The organism is Stenotrophomonas indicatrix (assembly GCA_041545745.1).
Taxonomy (GTDB): Bacteria; Pseudomonadota; Gammaproteobacteria; order Xanthomonadales; family Xanthomonadaceae; genus Stenotrophomonas; species Stenotrophomonas indicatrix_A.
In genome coordinates this window covers 2937801-2953279 of record CP168152.1, presented here as the reverse complement: position 1 = coordinate 2953279, position 15479 = coordinate 2937801, and the positions used below count along the sequence as shown (strand labels likewise).

At 65.4% G+C, this 15479-nt stretch carries 14 protein-coding genes; 6 read left to right on the top strand and 8 right to left on the bottom strand.

What is annotated here, in order from left to right; translation table 11 throughout:
* Positions 1-36: 36 nt before the first annotated feature.
* Genes ACEF39_RS13590 through ACEF39_RS13570 form a run of 5 tightly spaced genes read right to left on the bottom strand, consistent with a single transcriptional unit; the run spans position 37 to position 3848 of the window.
* A complete protein-coding gene (locus ACEF39_RS13590) occupies positions 37-639 on the bottom strand; it encodes a DUF2884 family protein (RefSeq protein WP_500285427.1) in 603 nt (200 codons plus the stop codon).
* A 30-nt stretch (positions 640-669) separates the two neighbouring features.
* Complete coding sequence (locus ACEF39_RS13585; RefSeq protein WP_500285426.1) at positions 670-1554, bottom strand: GIN domain-containing protein; 885 nt, start codon at positions 1552-1554, stop codon at positions 670-672.
* Positions 1555-1576: 22 nt separating this feature from the next.
* Positions 1577-2602: a hypothetical protein gene (locus ACEF39_RS13580; protein WP_500285425.1), complete on the bottom strand. Its 1026-nt coding sequence runs from the start codon at positions 2600-2602 to the stop codon at positions 1577-1579.
* Complete coding sequence (locus ACEF39_RS13575; protein WP_089236130.1) at positions 2599-3489, bottom strand: ABC transporter ATP-binding protein; 891 nt, start codon at positions 3487-3489, stop codon at positions 2599-2601. The genes ACEF39_RS13580 and ACEF39_RS13575 overlap by 4 nt, the downstream gene beginning before the upstream one ends.
* Positions 3489-3848, bottom strand: coding sequence for a GntR family transcriptional regulator (locus ACEF39_RS13570; protein ID WP_012511573.1), 360 nt, complete (start codon positions 3846-3848; stop codon positions 3489-3491). The genes ACEF39_RS13575 and ACEF39_RS13570 overlap by 1 nt, the downstream gene beginning before the upstream one ends.
* Positions 3849-4471: 623 nt before the next feature.
* Here ACEF39_RS13570 and ACEF39_RS13565 point away from each other — a divergent pair.
* The 6 genes from ACEF39_RS13565 to ACEF39_RS13540 all read left to right on the top strand — a co-directional run bounded on the left by ACEF39_RS13565 (position 4472) and on the right by ACEF39_RS13540 (position 10556).
* Positions 4472-5059: a glutathione peroxidase gene (locus ACEF39_RS13565; protein ID WP_500285424.1), complete on the top strand. Its 588-nt coding sequence runs from the start codon at positions 4472-4474 to the stop codon at positions 5057-5059.
* Between the two features lie 96 nt (positions 5060-5155).
* On the top strand, positions 5156-6133 hold the full coding sequence (locus tag ACEF39_RS13560) for an FKBP-type peptidyl-prolyl cis-trans isomerase (RefSeq protein ID WP_176020257.1): 978 nt from the start codon (positions 5156-5158) through the stop codon (positions 6131-6133).
* Positions 6134-6156: 23 nt separating this feature from the next.
* Positions 6157-7506: a UDP-glucose dehydrogenase family protein gene (locus ACEF39_RS13555; RefSeq protein WP_500285423.1), complete on the top strand. Its 1350-nt coding sequence runs from the start codon at positions 6157-6159 to the stop codon at positions 7504-7506.
* Complete coding sequence (locus tag ACEF39_RS13550) at positions 7499-7738, top strand: SlyX family protein (protein WP_025876828.1); 240 nt, start codon at positions 7499-7501, stop codon at positions 7736-7738. The genes ACEF39_RS13555 and ACEF39_RS13550 overlap by 8 nt, the downstream gene beginning before the upstream one ends.
* A gap of 10 nt (positions 7739-7748) precedes the next feature.
* Complete coding sequence (locus tag ACEF39_RS13545) at positions 7749-8432, top strand: DUF2058 domain-containing protein (protein WP_500285422.1); 684 nt, start codon at positions 7749-7751, stop codon at positions 8430-8432.
* 51 nt (positions 8433-8483) lie between these two features.
* Positions 8484-10556 (top strand): acyltransferase family protein, encoded by a 2073-nt coding sequence (locus ACEF39_RS13540; protein WP_500285421.1) that lies wholly within the window; start codon positions 8484-8486, stop codon positions 10554-10556.
* Between the two features lie 70 nt (positions 10557-10626).
* On the opposite strand, the gene metH is transcribed toward ACEF39_RS13540, so the two are convergent.
* From metH to ACEF39_RS13525, 3 genes are read right to left on the bottom strand one after another with little or no spacing between them, the layout of a single operon-like run.
* Positions 10627-13311: a methionine synthase gene (gene metH / locus ACEF39_RS13535; RefSeq protein ID WP_500285420.1), complete on the bottom strand. Its 2685-nt coding sequence runs from the start codon at positions 13309-13311 to the stop codon at positions 10627-10629.
* A gap of 54 nt (positions 13312-13365) precedes the next feature.
* Positions 13366-14460, bottom strand: coding sequence for a homocysteine S-methyltransferase family protein (locus ACEF39_RS13530; RefSeq protein WP_500285419.1), 1095 nt, complete (start codon positions 14458-14460; stop codon positions 13366-13368).
* A gap of 7 nt (positions 14461-14467) precedes the next feature.
* Positions 14468-15397: an ArsR/SmtB family transcription factor gene (locus tag ACEF39_RS13525; protein ID WP_089236121.1), complete on the bottom strand. Its 930-nt coding sequence runs from the start codon at positions 15395-15397 to the stop codon at positions 14468-14470.
* Positions 15398-15479: the final 82 nt, after the last annotated feature.

The following is a 15479-nucleotide window of genomic DNA, read 5'->3' as shown; positions in this document are numbered from 1 at the left end:
GCGCGGCCGGCCGGGTGCGCTGATCTGTCACAGGGGTCAGCGGTTGACGACGGTGTCCTTGCCGCAGTCGTCCACATCGCTCTGGTCCATCGTGGCGTAGGGCTTGAACGCCGGCAGCGAGGCCGCCAGGGCCTGCTGGCTGGCCAGCAGGGCCGGCATGCGGTCGCAGATGCGCTTGGCCTGCGCCTCGATCTTGGCGGCCTCGGCGTTGATCCGTTTCTCGATGCCTTCGCTGTCACCGCTGAAGATGCCCTTCAGTGCTTCACCGGCAGCGTTGGCACCGAGCTTGGCGCCCGCCAGGCCCACATCCATGCCGTCCATCGCCACCGCCACCACGTGGCTGCGGTAATCGAGCAGCTGGTGACGCTGGCCATCGTCCAGCGTTACCTGCTTGCCGCCGATCAGCAGCTGTCCCTGCGGGGTGATCTCCGCGCGCGGCTGGTTGTCGGCCGAGATCTTGATGTTGCCTTCGGCGATTTCCTTGCGGGCGTCGTCCATCGCTTCCTTGACGGTCTGGCCGACGCCACCGGCGGTCTCGGCCACCGCCTTGCCGGCGGTCTTGTCGGGGCTGGAGGTGTCGCCACAGGCGATCAGCGGCAGGCACAGCAGGGCAGCAGGCAACAGGCGCAGCAGGTTCATGGCATTCCCCTCGAATCGGATGGTTGGGCGTTACTTGCCGCGCGGCAGGGTGACGGTGCCGGCCACACTGCGATGCTGGACATCGCCGCTGCCGCTGTGCTCGACGGTGAGGTTGCCGCGCACGCCGTCGACATCGATGTCGCCCGAGCCGTGGCTGCGCACGCGGACATTGCCGCCGACCTGCTCGATCTCGACGTTGCCGGAGCCGACCACGCCGACCTCGACGTTGCCCTGCACCTGCTTGAAGCCGATGTCGCCCGAACCGACGGTATCCAGCCGCGCGTTGCCACGCACGTCGGTCACCTTCAGGTCACCGGAGCCGACGGTGCCGACGCTGGCATCACCACCGATGTTGCGGGCGTTGGCGTCGCCAGAACCCAGCGAGAGCAGGTTGAACGATGCGGCGCCATCGACATCCAGGTCGCCCGAACCCACGGCGGCATGCACGCTGCCACGGGTGCCGCGGGCGATGCCATCACCGGAGCCCACGTCCATGCTCAGCGACTGCGCGTTCTCGATGCTGCCATCGCCCGAGCCGATCTTGAACTGCAGCGGCAGGTTGTCCGGCACGCTGCCACGGATGTCCAGCCAGGCGTAGCTGCTACCCATCGACAGCGCGTCGCGGCTGTCGCGGCGCAGGCTTACCACCAGCTTGTCTCCCACGCGGCGCTGGTCCAGCACCAGCTGGTCCAGCCAGTCCTTGTTGGACGCGCAGGCGCGGCCTTCGAGCTGGCCGCCGCCAGCGTTGGCGACCACCTTCAGGTCATGCTGGTTGATCTCGAACACCACCGCTTTGGCACCGGCCGCGTCGATCTTCAACGCGCGCGGCGCGGAGAATCTGCAGTTCGGTGCATCGGCGGCCAGCGCCGACAGCGGCAACAGCAACATTGCAGTACAGGCAATCAAGGAACGCATGGTGGTGCCTCCAGGTTGACGATCAGATTTCGCCAGCGCGCTTGCGCAGGCGGATGGCGATGAAAATGAAGACCACGCCGAAGGCCGCGCCGATCCACAGACCGGGCATTGCCAGCGACTTCAGCTGCGCGGCGGGTGACATCAGGGCAACGATCGAGTCCAGGTCCTGCCTGGATTCGCCGCCGCCGGCGCGGTACAGCAGGTCCATCCCCGGCATCGCACCCAGCAGCAGGCGGCCGACGATGTGCTGCCAGAACCAGTCGGTGGTCAGGTCGAACAGGTGCATCAGCTTGGTGGTGCTGACGATGATGCCGGCGAACAGCGGCAGCATCACCGCCCAAAGGAACGGCTTGCTCCTGGCCCAGGCCGAGCACAGCAGCAGCCAGCCGGCAGTAGGCAGCGCCCACAGGGCGTATACCGGGATGGACACGAACATGCCCAGCACCAGGCTCATCGGGTTGGCCGGGCCGACGATCAGCTGCATCGCGTCACCGCCATGGGAGACCACCACCAGGCACAGCACCAGCATGAACACCAGCAGGGTCAGACTGGACGCGATGATGGCGATGAGCGGTGCGACGATCAGCGCACTGAACACCTTGGACAACACGGTCTGGGTGTCCGACAGCGGCAGCGATTTCCAGAACAGGATGCTGCGGTCGCGGCGGTCGTCATACAGTGCACCCAGGCAATAGAAGAACACCACGAATGCGAGCACGATCAGCGGCCAGGACGAGGTCAGTATCATCGCAAGGTCCAGACCGTTGCCCAGGTCGGCCATGTCCTTGGCGTTGATGTCGCGGGTCAGCACGGCCAGGTCCAGGCCGTTGATGTTCACGCTCTCGCCGTCGATGTGCAGGCCGCCATCGCGGGCGGCACGATGCAGGGCGAACAGGCCCAGGCCGATGCCGATGCCGCTCATCAGCAACGAGACGATGCCGGCAATCACCGGGGCGTACAGGAAACCACCGCGGTTTTCCCAGTATTCGCGCTTGAGCAGCCAGCGCAGGGTGCCGGCCGGACTGACGGGATGGTTGACGGCATTCATGCGTAGGTCCCCTTCATGACAGCGACGAACAGATCGGCAAGGCCGGCGTTGCGGGTTTCACCCAGGCTGGCCAGCTGGCTGCGCGGCACCCCGTCGAACAGCAGGACCGTCTTGCCGAAGGCCTGGCTGCGCTCGTCGATGGGCTTCAGTGCGCGGGCGGTTTCAAGCTGATCGGCGCCGACCAGCAGCTCGGTATAGCGCTCGCCGACCTCGTCCATTTCCGCGTTGAGCACGATGCGGCCATCGCGGATGAACATCACGTCGGTGAGGATGTGCTCGATCTCCTCCACCTGATGGGTGGTGACGATGATGGTCTTCTGCTCGTCGAAGTAGTCTTCCAGCAGGCGCTGGTAGAACTCCTTGCGGTACAGGATGTCCAGGCCGAGCGTGGGTTCATCCAGCACCAGCACCTTGGCGTCGATGGCCATCACCAGGGCCAGGTGCAGCTGCACGATCATGCCCTTGGACAGTTCACGCACGCGCTGCTTTGGCTGCAGCTTGGTGTTGGCCAGGAAGCGTTCGCAACGGGCCCGGTCGAAGCGCGGGTGCACGCCGGCGACGAAGTCGATCGCCTCACGCACCTTCAGCCAGCGCGGCAGCACGGCGACATCGGCGATGAAGCAGATGTCGTTCATCAGATCGTCGCGATGCGCGCGCGGGTCACGGCCAAGCACGCTCAGCTCGCCTTCCACCGAGGTCAGCCCGAGCACCGCCTTCAGCGCGGTGGTCTTGCCGGCACCATTGGGGCCGATCAGGCCGATGATGCGGCCTGCCGGAATGGAGAAGCTGGCGTTGTCGAGCGCGAGCGTGTTCTTGTAAGCCTTGCGAAGGCCACGGGCGGTAATGACAGCGTCGCTTGGCACAGCGGTAGTGGGACTGGCATTCATCAGAATTTCCCCTGGGGCAACAATTCGTCGAGACTCAGGCCCAGTCGCTGGATGCGTTCCAGTACGGCCGGCCATTCTTCATTGAGGAAGCGTTCGCGCTCGCTGCTGCGCAGCTGCGTGGCCGCCTGTTCGGTCATGAACATGCCCAGCCCGCGGCGCTTCTCGACCAGGCCTTCATCGGCCAGCTCCTGGTAGGCGCGCGAAACGGTGATGGGGTTGAGCTGGTAATCGGCGGCCACCTGGCGCACCGAAGGAAGGGCATCGCCCGGCTTGAGGATTCCGTCAAGCATCATGGCGATCACGCGTTCCTTCAGCTGGCGGTAGATGGGAGCGCCGTCGCTCCACTGGATGTCGCTCATATTCAGCTCCGTGGGGTCAGCGGCTGTGCGAACGAGAAATACGGCATGGACAGGGAGCTGTGCAGCCGACGCGGGGGGGAGGGGGAGGGAGCGGCATTCCCTGCCGTGGGTGCTGCTGCGTCCTGCGTACTGTCTTCGGAGAGGGCGGGGGAGGACGCGGCCGGCGGTGCCGGCATGGCCAGCCAGACCAGCACGAGCAGGGTTGATACCGCGGTGACCGCGGGGGCGGCAAGGCTGCGACGCATCCGGCTGTTCATGGTTCCCCCTGTCTCAGGTGACTGGTGTTGTATGAAACTATAACACCGGCACGCCTGTGTGCAAGTCCTGCCCCCACCCAACTGATGGCAGGGGTGTTGATGGCGCTGAAATATTTATTTAAGGCATTGATTTTAATTGGAAAAACGAAATTTCAGTGGCCCGGTTTGGGCTGGCCTGCCATTCAGCCATGTTCATGCTATGTCATCACCGGTGCGGCGAAACGGACCGCAGGTGGCTTCCGCCAAGCCACGCAAAGCCCAGCAGCGTCTGCGCTGCAGGGGCGTGCAGACCCCGGTGCTATAGTTCGGCCGATCGCCGGCCGGTCACGGCCGGACCCCTGGAATGGCTACCGCGGAACGTCTCCCATGCCTTTGTCGACTGCCTCCTCGCGCCGCCTTCGCGGCCTGTCCCTGTTGACCCTGCTGGCCGCAGGCCTGGCCACGTCGGCCGCCGCTTCGGCCGCCGATCTGCTGGATCTGTCGTATCGGCCGCTGGCGGGCAAGCAGCAGGTAAACCTGCAGCAGCGTTACCACGGTCAGGTGCTGCTGGTGGTCAATACGGCAAGCAAGTGCGGCTATACCCCGCAGTACGAGGGTCTGGAAGCGCTGCAGAAGCAGTACGCCGGCAAGGGTTTTGCCGTGCTCGGCTTCCCGTCCAACGATTTCAAGGGGCAGGAGCCCGGTGACGAAAAGCAGATCCAGGATTTCTGCACGCTTACTTATGGCGTGAAGTTTCCGATGTTTGAAAAGGTGCACGTGACCGGCGCGCAGGCCACGCCGCTGTACCAGCGCTTGACCGCCGCTACCGGCGTGGCGCCGGCCTGGAACTTCCACAAGTATCTGGTCGGACGCGATGGCAGGGTCATCGCCCAGTTCGCCAGCAAGGTCACCCCGGATGATCCGCAGCTGAAAGCGGCCATCGACAAGGCGCTGGCGGCACCAGCCGCACATTGAATGCCGGCACGGATGCCTCGACATCGACGGCATGCGTGCGACAATACGTGTTTTCGCGCCGACGTCGGCGTCCAGTCACTTCCAGGAATGCAGCGAATGAAAATGGGAATGCGCGGCGCCGCGGCGTCGGTTCTGATTCTGGCGATGGGCACCACGGGTGTCGCCCTGTCGCAACAACCGGCCGCTCCCTCGGCCGCCAAGGAGACCGCACCCTTGAATTCCCCCAAGCAGAAACTCGGCTACGCCATTGGTCTGGATGTGGCCAAGTCGTTCGCGCCGATCGCCGATGAAATCGATGCGGCCGCGCTGCGCACTGCCGTGGAACGTTCCTTCGAAGGCCTGCAGCCGCAGATCACCCAGGAGCAGGCCAAGGCGACCGATGCCGCCCTGCGCCAGGTAGTGATGGCCCGCAGCGGCCAGCAGGTGCCGGGCGTCGCGCCGGGCTCGCAGCCGGCGAAGGTCGACCGGGTCAAGGTCGCGCAGATGATCGGCGCTTATTCGGTGGGTCCGTCGCTGGCACAGCTGAAGGACGATATCGATACCGCCTCGCTGTTTGACGCGATCAACACTGGCCTGAGCAAGGGCCAGCCGAAGATGACCGAAGCCGATGCCACTGCCACCATCCAGTCGTTCATGGGTGCCAAACAGGCCGAGATGCAGGCCAAGGCCGCACAGGCAGCGCAGACCAACCGTCAGGAAGGCAACGCGTTCCTGGCCAAGAACAAGACCCAGCCGGGCGTGGTGACCACCCCGTCGGGCCTGCAGTACCAGGTGATCCGTCCGGGCAGTGGCGAGCGTCCGCTGCCCTCCAGCAAGGTGCGCGTGAACTACGAAGGCAAGCTGCTCAACGGCACGGTGTTCGACAGTTCCGCCGGCCGTGGCCCGGCCGAATTCGGTCTGGACCAGGTCATCAAGGGCTGGACCGAGGGCGTGGCCCTGATGCCGGTCGGCTCGAAGTACCGCTTCTGGATCCCGGGTGAACTGGCATACGGCGAGAACGGCACCCCGGGTGGTCCGATCGGTCCGAATTCCACCCTGACCTTCGACGTCGAGCTGCTGGGCGTTCTGCCGTAAGTCAACACGGAGTCAGCACGGATATGCGCGTTGCGATTTTTGGTACCGGCTACGTAGGTCTGGTGACCGGCACCTGTCTGGCCGACGTCGGCCACCAGGTGGTCTGCGTCGATATCGACCAGGCCAAGGTGGATGGCCTCAACCAAGGCATCATTCCGATCTACGAGCCCGGCCTGGAGCCGATGGTGAAGGCCAACCACGCTGCGTCGCGGCTGGTGTTCACCACCGACGCGGCGACCGCCATCGGCCACGGCCAGGTGGTGTTCATCGCCGTGGGTACGCCGCCGGACGAGGATGGCAGCGCGGACCTGCAGTACGTGCTGGCTGTGGCCCGCACCATCGGTCGGTACATCTCGGTGCCGACCGTGGTGGTCAACAAGTCGACGGTGCCGGTGGGCACTGCCGACAAGGTACGTGCGGCCATTGCCGAGGAATTGGCAGCGCGCGGGGCGGATATCGCCTTTGATGTGGTGTCCAACCCTGAATTCCTGAAGGAAGGCGATGCCGTTGCCGACTGCATGCGGCCTGACCGCATCATCATCGGTGCGACCAGCGCCGAGTCGGTCGCAGTGATGCGTCGCCTGTACGCGCCGTTCAATCGCAACCACGATCGCGTGGTGGAGATGGACGTGCGTTCGGCCGAGCTGACCAAATACGCCGCCAATGCAATGCTGGCAACCAAGATTTCGTTCATGAATGAAATCGCCAACATTGCCGAGCGCGTGGGCGCCGACGTCGAGCAGGTCCGCCAGGGCATCGGTTCGGACCCGCGCATCGGCTGGCACTTCATCTATCCGGGTGCGGGTTACGGCGGTTCGTGTTTCCCCAAGGATGTGCAGGCCCTGGCTCGCACCGCGCAGCAGGCCGGCCTTGAGCCGAAGCTGCTGAACGCGGTGGAGGCGGTCAATGAATCGCAGAAGGGGCACCTGTTCGCCCTGATCCAGCGCCACTACGACAAGGGCGAAGACGAAGGCGTGCGCGGCAGGACGTTTGCCGTATGGGGCCTGGCGTTCAAGCCGAACACCGACGACATGCGCGAGGCCTCCAGCCGCCGCCTGCTGGCCCAGTTGTGGGAAGGTGGTGCGACGGTGCGCGCCTACGATCCGGAGGCGATGCATGAATCGCAGCGGATCTTCGGCGAGCGCGACGATCTGGTGTTCTGTGACAGCGCCGACGACGCGTTGCAGGGCGCCGATGCGTTGGTCGTGGTGACCGAGTGGAAGCAGTTTCGCAGCCCCGATTTCCAGATGCTGCGCGAGCGGCTGAAGGATGCGGTGGTGTTCGATGGCCGCAATCTTTACGAGCCGGCTGAAGTCGAGGCCGCCGGCCTCGCGTATTACGGCATAGGCCGGGGGCGTTCGCTGCATGTCTGAAGTACCGACCGAACGCGAGCAGGCGCTGGAAGCGCGCCTGGTCGAACTGGAGATGCGCGTGTCCTTCCAGGAACACGCGCTGGCCGAACTGAGCGATGCGCTGGCAGACGCGCGTATGGAAGGCAGCCGCAATGCCGGCATCCTGCGCGTGCTGCTGGAGGACCTGGGCAAGGTCCGCAATGCATTGAATTCTTCTGATCCGGCGAGCGAACCGCCGCCGCCGCACTACTGATCCATATCCTATGAGCGATACCCTCCGCGACCAGCTGATGGGCCTGGGCTTCAAGCCCGCGCCCAAGCCCGAGCGCAAGAATGATGGCCCCCGCCGTGATGGCCGCCCGCAGGGCAAGGGTGGCGCTGGCAATGGAAAGCCGCAGCACGCAGGCAAGGGCGAACACAAGCCTGGCGAGCGGCGGGTGCATGGCAATGGTGGTCCGGGCAAGCCCGGCCAGCAGCGTGGCCAGGGCCAGGGGCAGGGCCCGCGCAAGCCACGTACCGCTGAGGAAATGGATCTGGCCAAGGCCTACGCGATCCGTGCGCAGCGCGAAAAGGAAGAGCGCATCGAGACCGAGCGCCTGAAGCAGGAAGAGGCACGCCAGCGCCGCGAGGCCAAGGTGAAGCTGGAAGAGTTGCTGAAGGACAAGAGCCTGAATGCCGAAGCGGCTGATATCGCGCGCCACTTCCCGTACGGCGGCAAGATCAAGCGTATCTACGTCACCGCAGACCAGCTCAAGGCACTCAACGCCGGCGAACTGGGCGTGGTCCAGCTCAACGGTCGCTACCTGCTGGTGACGGCTGAAGTCCTGGCCCAGTCTGAAGCGGTATTTGCTGCTTCAGTGGCGTTGAAGGTCGACCCGAATGCGCCGGCCGAGGAAGATCCCTACGCCGACCCGCAGTACCAGGTGCCCGACGACCTGGTCTGGTAAGCACAGGATGGCCGCGGCGGAGCCAGTGTCGTCGCGACCGCGAGGGAAGGGATGACTGTGGATCCAAGCCGCGGCTACGTGCCGCACATCGACGGCCTGCGTGCGATTGCCGTGCTGGCCGTCATCGTGTTCCACCTGGACCCGGCCTGGTTGCCGGGTGGGTTCACCGGCGTTGACGTGTTCTTCGTCATCTCCGGTTTCGTGGTCAGTGCCTCCGTACATCGGTTGCCGGCGCTTTCGCTGGGGCAGTCGATGCTGCGCTTCTATGCGCGCCGCATCCGCCGCATCGCACCGGCACTGCTGACCTGCCTGCTGGCGACCGCCGTGGCAAGCGTTCTGTTCATCCCCGAATCCTGGCTCAGCGAGGCCAGCGACAAGACCGGATTGATGGCCTTCTTCGGTTTCAGCAACTGGGTGCTGGCGGCCATCGGCAACGACTATTTCGCGCCCAGGGCCGAGTTCAATCCGTATACCCATACCTGGTCGCTGGGCGTGGAAGAGCAGTTCTACCTGCTGTTCCCGTTGCTGTTCCTGGCTTGGGCGCGCGGCCGGCACGGGCGCTGGATCAGCCTGGGCCTGTTCGCGCTGGTCAGCGTGGCGTCGCTGTCGCATGCCGCCGTGCTGGGCATGCGCGAGGCGCCGCCGCCGTGGGCGTTCTATGCCACCAGTACCCGTCTGTGGCAGCTGGGCGTGGGCGTGCTGCTGTTCCAACTGCTTCATGTGCGCGAACCCCACATTGCGTTGACCGGACTACCTGCAAAACGCAGTGCGCCATTGTTCTCGCTGCTGGCCATGTTGATGCTGGCGCTGTTGGGGTGGGCCCTGTGGTCCGCGCGCGCGGGGCACTCGCCGTGGCCTGACGGTCTGCTGCCAGCTTTCGCCACCGCCGGCCTGCTGTGGTCCCTCCATCATCACCCGCAGGCGTGGATCGGCCGTCTTCTGGCCAGTTCGCCGATGCGCCGCATCGGCCTGCTTTCCTATTCGCTGTACCTGTGGCATTGGCCGGTGTTCGTGCTGATGCGCTGGACCGTTGGCCTGCAGACGCCGGTGCAGATGGCCGCCGCCGTCGGACTGGTGGTGGTGTTGTCCTGGCTGTCCTGGCGCTGGGTGGAACGACCCTTCCGTGGACCACTCGCGCAGCACCTGACGTCCGCACGCTGGGTAGTCACCGGTGGGGTAGTGCTGCTGCTGGCAGGGGGCATGCAGATGCTGCTGTATGCGCAGGCGCCGCTGCTGTCGTTGAGTACGGTGAGTCGACATCCGGCCGATTGGTACCCCAATGGCAAGAGCGTGGCCCGCGACTACCCGGACTGCGCGCTGGACGTCGGCAAGCACCGTTTCGAAGGAGGCAGTGCACGCACCTTCGCCCGCGGCCAATGCAGCCGTCCGGTGGTCGCAGGCGCGCCGGCGCAGGCATTCGTTGCCGGTGATTCACACGCCATGGCCTATATCGAACTGCTGCAGCGCCTGGCCCTGGATACCGGGACGCAGGTATCGCTGTATGGACGTGGCGGTTGCCCGCAGATCAGCCTGCAGAAGTGGCGAGGCGCCGGCGCTGGCTGTGCTGCGTTCGATGCGGCCGTGCTGGCCGACATCACGCATCGGGCGCAGCCCGGTGATGTGGTGGTGCTGGTGTCATTGCGGATCCCGCGCCTGTCCGACCAGTTTGTATTGTTCGATGCGCAGGCGCAGCTGGCCGGTGAACTGACGCCGGAAGCCGCCGCCGGACGCGAGGCGGAAGTGGCTGAGTCGATCAGGCTGTGGAAGCCGTTGGCCGAGCGCGGTGTGCGGATCGTGCTGGAAGCACCCAAGCCAGTGCTGCCGGCGCCCCCCTATCGCTGTTCGGACCGCTTCAATGCCCGCAACGAGGTCTGCCGCAACGGCATGGACAGCACCCGCGTGGCCATGGATACCCTGCGTGCGCCCATGCTGGGCAGCCTGCGGCAGGTGGTCGATGGCCTGCCCGGTGCGGTACTGTGGGACCCATTGCCGGTGCTGTGCGATGCCGCCCAATGCCCGGCGCAGCGGGAGGGCAGGCCGCTGTACTTCGATGGCGACCACCTCAGCGCATACGGCAATCGCATGTTGTTACCGTCGCTGCAGCAGGTGCTTCTGCAACCGTGAAACCGGGCATGATCCGGCCTTCCTGAGCAATCGCGGGCAGGGCTGGCACCGGGCCAACCCCGTCGGCGGATCATTCCGGGTCGTAATCCAGGTTCGAGGCCAGCCAACGTTCGGCCTGGGCGCGGTCCACACCCTTGCGGCGTGCGTAGTCAGCCACCTGCTCGCGCCCCAGCCGCCCGACCACGAAATACTGGCTCTGCGGGTGGCTGAAGTAGTAGCCCGACACCGCCGCGGTCGGCAGCATCGCGAAGCTTTCGGTCAGCTGCATGTCGGCGTTGGTTTCCGCGCCCAGCAGGTCGAACAACCGGCGTTTTTCGCTGTGCTCGGGACAGGCCGGATAACCGGGCGCGGGGCGGATGCCACGATACTTTTCGTCGATCAGCGCTTCGTTGTCGAGTGTTTCGGCGTGGTCGTAGCCCCAGAATCCGGTGCGTACGCGCTGGTGCAGGCGTTCGGCCAGTGCTTCGGCAAAGCGGTCGGCGAGCGCCTTCAGCAGGATCGCGTTGTAGTCGTCGTGGTCGGCCTCGAAACGGGCCACGTGCGCGTCGATACCGATGCCTGCGGTGACCGCGAAGGCGCCGATCCAGTCCTGCTTGCCGCTGTCGATCGGGGCGATGAAATCGGCAAGGCAGAAATCCGGGCGTTCGGCAGGCTTGTCCACCTGCTGCCGCAGGAAGTGCAGGGTGGCCTCGCCATCGGGATGCTGCACGCGTACGTCGTCGCCGATGCTGTTGGCGGGCCACAGGCCGAACACGGCCTTGGCCTGCAGCCACTTCTCGTTGACGATGCGGTCGAGCATCGCGCGCGCGTCCTGGTAAAGCTCGCTGGCCTGGGTGCCGACGATCTCATCGCTGAGGATGGCCGGGTACTTGCCGGCCAGTTCCCATGCCTGGAAGAACGGTGTCCAGTCGATGTAGGGCACCAGTTCGGCCAGCGGGTAGTCATCGAATACATGCAGGCCCGGCTGCTTCGGTGCGGGTGGCGTGTACGCCTCCCAGTCGCACTTGAATTTCTGGCCGCGTGCATGCTCCAGCGAGACCAGGCGCTTGGCGTCGCCGCGGTTGCGATGGCGGGTACGGATCTCGGCATAATCCGCCTCGTTGGCAGCGACGAACGCATCGCGCAGCTCGCGCGAGATCAGCGACTGCGCCACGCCCACGGCGCGCGAGGCATCCTTCACCCAGACCGTCGGCGCTTTGTAATGCGGGTCGATCTTCAGCGCGGTGTGCGCACGTGAGGTGGTCGCGCCGCCGATCATCAGTGGCAGATCGAAGCCTTGTCGCTGCATCTCACGGGCGACATGGCTCATTTCCTCCAGCGACGGCGTGATCAGGCCGGACAGGCCGATGATGTCGGCGTGGTGCTCGCGTGCGGCATCCAGGATCTTCTGCGCCGGTACCATCACGCCGAGATCGATCACCTCGAAGTTGTTGCAGGCCAGGACCACGCCGACGATGTTCTTGCCGATGTCGTGCACATCGCCCTTGACCGTGGCCATGATGATCCTGCCATTGCTGCGGGCGGTGTCGCCACTGCGTGCCTTCTCGGCCTCGATGTAGGGCAGCAGGTAGGCCACCGCCTTCTTCATCACGCGTGCGGACTTCACCACCTGCGGCAGGAACATCTTGCCGGCACCGAACAGATCGCCGACCACGTTCATGCCATCCATCAGCGGGCCTTCGATCACGTCCAGCGGGCGGCTGGAACGCTGCCGGGCTTCTTCGGTATCGGCTTCCACCCATGCGTCCAGGCCATGCACCAGCGCATGCGCCAACCGCGCATCCACCGGCTTCTCGCGCCAGGCCAGGTCTTCGGTCTTCGCCGCGCCCTTGCTGCCCTTGTAGCGCTCGGCGATTTCAAGCAGGCGCTCGGTGGCATCACGGCGGCGGTTGAGGATCACGTCCTCCACCCGTTCGCGCAGGTCCGGTTCCAGTTCGTCGTAGATCGGCATGGCGCCGGCGTTGACGATGCCCATGTCCATGCCCGCGGCGATCGCGTGGTACAGGAACACCGAGTGGATCGCCTGGCGCACGGTCTCGTTGCCACGGAACGAGAACGAAACATTCGACACGCCGCCAGACACATGGCAGTGCGGCAGCGTCTGCTTGATGATGCGGGTGGCTTCGATGAAGTCGACCGCGTAGTTGTCATGCTCTTCAATGCCGGTGGCGACGGCGAAGATGTTCGGGTCGAAGATGATGTCCTGCGGCGGGAAGCCGATTTCATCGACCAGCAGGCGATAGGCACGGGTGCAGATTTCGACCTTGCGCGCGCAGGTGTCGGCCTGCCCGCTCTCATCGAAGGCCATCACCACCGCGGCGGCGCCATAGCGCAGTACCTTGCGCGCATGCTCGCAGAACAGCTCCTCGCCTTCCTTCAGCGAGATAGAATTGACCACGCTCTTGCCCTGCAGGCACTTCAGGCCAGCCTCGATCACGCTCCATTTGGAGGAATCGACCATCACCGGAATTCGGGCGATGTCCGGCTCGGACATGATCAGGTTGAGGTAGCGGGTCATTGCCGCTTCCGAATCGATCAGACCCTCGTCCATGTTGACGTCGAGGATCTGCGCGCCGCTGGCCACCTGCTGCCGGGCCACGTCCACTGCTTCCTCGTAACGGCCTTCCTTGATCAGCTTGCGGAACTGCGCACTGCCGGTGACGTTGGTGCGTTCACCGACGTTGACGAACAGCAGGTCCGGCGTGATGACCAGCGGTTCCAGGCCGGACAGGCGGGTAGGGCGGACAGGTGTCATGGCAGGCGGCGGCTCAGCGGCAACAGGGGGACGTGCGGGAGGGAGAGGAGGTGTTCATGCCGCCCGCACCTGGGTGGCAGGCAGGGCGCGCGGCGGCAGCCCGGCCACCGCCAGCGCGATCGCGCGGATGTGGTCCGGGGTGGAGCCACAGCAGCCGCCGACCAGGTTGAGCAGGCCATCTTCGGCAAAGCCACGCAGGGTGGCGGCCATTTCCTCGGGCGTTTCGTCGTACTCGCCGAAGGCATTGGGCAGGCCGGCATTGGGATGGGCACTGACGTAGCAGTCCGACACCTGCGACAGGGTTTCCACGTGCGGACGCATGGCATCGGCGCCGAGTGCGCAGTTCAGGCCGATCGACAATGGCCGTGCATGCGCGAGTGACGCCTGGAACGCCTCGGCGGTCTGTCCGGACAGGGTGCGCCCGGAAGCATCGGTGATGGTGCCGGAGATCATGATCGGCAGCCGTGCGCCACGTGCATCGAAGGCCTCCTCGATGGCGTACAGCGCGGCCTTGGCATTGAGCGTATCGAAGATGGTCTCGACCATGATCGTGTCGGCGCCACCATCGATCAGGCCGTCAATGGCTTCGCGGTAGGTACCGCGCAGCTCATCGAAACTGGTGTTGCGGAAGCCGGGATCATTGACATCCGGGCTGATCGAGGCGGTGCGGCTGGTCGGGCCGAGCACGCCGATGACGAAGCGCGGCTTGTCCGGCGTGGTCGCCGCCACCGCATCACAACAGGCACGGGCAACGGCAGCGCCCGCCTTGTTCAGCTCGTACACCAGGTGTTCGAGGTGGTAGTCGGCCTGGCTGACCGAGGTGGCGTTGAAGGTATTGGTTTCCACCAGGTCCGCGCCCGCTTCCAGGTACGCGGTATGGATGCCGGCGATGACCTCCGGCCGGGTCAGCAGCAACAGGTCGTTGTTGCCTTTCAGGTCGTGGCCTTGCGGTGTTCCGCCATGGTCGCAGCCGGGGCCATGGGCGTGGTCGTAGCCGCCGGCGAAGCGCTCGCCCCGGTAATCGTCTTCCTGCAGGCCGTGTCGCTGGATCATCGTGCCCATCGCACCGTCGATGATCAGGATGCGATCACGCAGGGCAGCGAGCAGCAATTCCACACGTTCCGGGTGTAGCCAGGGCAGGGCGGGCATGTCGACCTCAGGGCTTGTTGGCGATCAGCGAAATCACTTCGAAATGCGGTGGACGCTTTTCGCGGGTGACCGTTTCCAGGTTGGAGACCTGCAGGCCGGCCTTGTCGACGAACTTCTTCAGCTCCTTGTCGCTGAAGCCGAGGTTGACGTGGCCATAGGCATCGACCGCAGCCTTGTGCTCGTGGCGGGCCAGGCTGCACAGCAGCAGGCGACCGCCCGGGCGCAGCACGCGCGCAGCTTCGGTCACCGCCTGCGCCGGCTTGCTGGCGTAGGTCAGTGCGTGCATCAGCACGACCAGGTCGAAGCTGCGGTCCTTGAAGGGCAGGGCATGCATGTCGCCCTCGCGGACTTCCACGTTCGGCAGGCGGCGCAGGCGTTCGCTGGCGGCGGCCACCACGCGCGCGCTGGTGTCGATGCAGACATAACGCCTGGCGTGCGGTGCGACCAGTTCGGCCAGCACACCGTCGCCGGAGGCGATATCCAGCACGTCGCCGGTTTCCAGCAACGGTAGCGCGGTACGTGCCAGTGCTTCCCAGGTGCGGCCCGGGGAGTAGTGGCGTTCCATGTCACCGGCCACGCTGTCGGCCCAGTTCTGGTCGGAAGCGCGGTGGGCGAGCACCGCAGCGACCCGTTCAGCGTCCTGGCGCAGCAACGGGTCATCGCTTCCGTTGCTCAGGGCATGCCACAATGCACGCTGCGCCGGATCCAGCTGGGCTTCGTCGAAACGGTAGTACGCCGATACGCCTGCACGGCGATCGCGCACCAGGCCGGCTTCCTTCAGGCGTGCCAGATGCGTCGATACCCGCGGCTGCGCCAACCGGGTGATGGCCGAAAGCTCGGCCACAGTCAGTTCTTCCTGCTCCAGCAGCGCCAGCAGGCGCACCCGGGTAGCATCGGCGAACACCTTCAGGCGGGTCGACCAGTCTTCCAGATCCATAAACATCTACCTATCGCGATATAGAGATATATTCGCTGACGGGGGCTGCCCGGTCAAGCCGCCGCCAGGGCCGAGTCAGCCG

Coding starts and splice junctions, on each gene's coding strand:
- ACEF39_RS13555 (WP_500285423.1), top strand. CDS start 6,157: ATGCGCGTTGCGATTTTTGGTACCGGCTACGTAGGTCTGGTGACCGGC.
- ACEF39_RS13525 (WP_089236121.1), bottom strand. CDS start 15,397: ATGGATCTGGAAGACTGGTCGACCCGCCTGAAGGTGTTCGCCGATGCT.
- ACEF39_RS13565 (WP_500285424.1), top strand. CDS start 4,472: ATGCCTTTGTCGACTGCCTCCTCGCGCCGCCTTCGCGGCCTGTCCCTG.
- ACEF39_RS13550 (WP_025876828.1), top strand. CDS start 7,499: ATGTCTGAAGTACCGACCGAACGCGAGCAGGCGCTGGAAGCGCGCCTG.
- ACEF39_RS13530 (WP_500285419.1), bottom strand. CDS start 14,460: ATGCCCGCCCTGCCCTGGCTACACCCGGAACGTGTGGAATTGCTGCTC.
- ACEF39_RS13545 (WP_500285422.1), top strand. CDS start 7,749: ATGAGCGATACCCTCCGCGACCAGCTGATGGGCCTGGGCTTCAAGCCC.
- ACEF39_RS13580 (WP_500285425.1), bottom strand. CDS start 2,602: ATGAATGCCGTCAACCATCCCGTCAGTCCGGCCGGCACCCTGCGCTGG.
- ACEF39_RS13560 (WP_176020257.1), top strand. CDS start 5,156: ATGAAAATGGGAATGCGCGGCGCCGCGGCGTCGGTTCTGATTCTGGCG.
- ACEF39_RS13540 (WP_500285421.1), top strand. CDS start 8,484: ATGACTGTGGATCCAAGCCGCGGCTACGTGCCGCACATCGACGGCCTG.
- ACEF39_RS13575 (WP_089236130.1), bottom strand. CDS start 3,489: ATGAATGCCAGTCCCACTACCGCTGTGCCAAGCGACGCTGTCATTACC.
- metH (WP_500285420.1), bottom strand. CDS start 13,311: ATGACACCTGTCCGCCCTACCCGCCTGTCCGGCCTGGAACCGCTGGTC.
- ACEF39_RS13570 (WP_012511573.1), bottom strand. CDS start 3,848: ATGAGCGACATCCAGTGGAGCGACGGCGCTCCCATCTACCGCCAGCTG.
- ACEF39_RS13585 (WP_500285426.1), bottom strand. CDS start 1,554: ATGCGTTCCTTGATTGCCTGTACTGCAATGTTGCTGTTGCCGCTGTCG.
- ACEF39_RS13590 (WP_500285427.1), bottom strand. CDS start 639: ATGAACCTGCTGCGCCTGTTGCCTGCTGCCCTGCTGTGCCTGCCGCTG.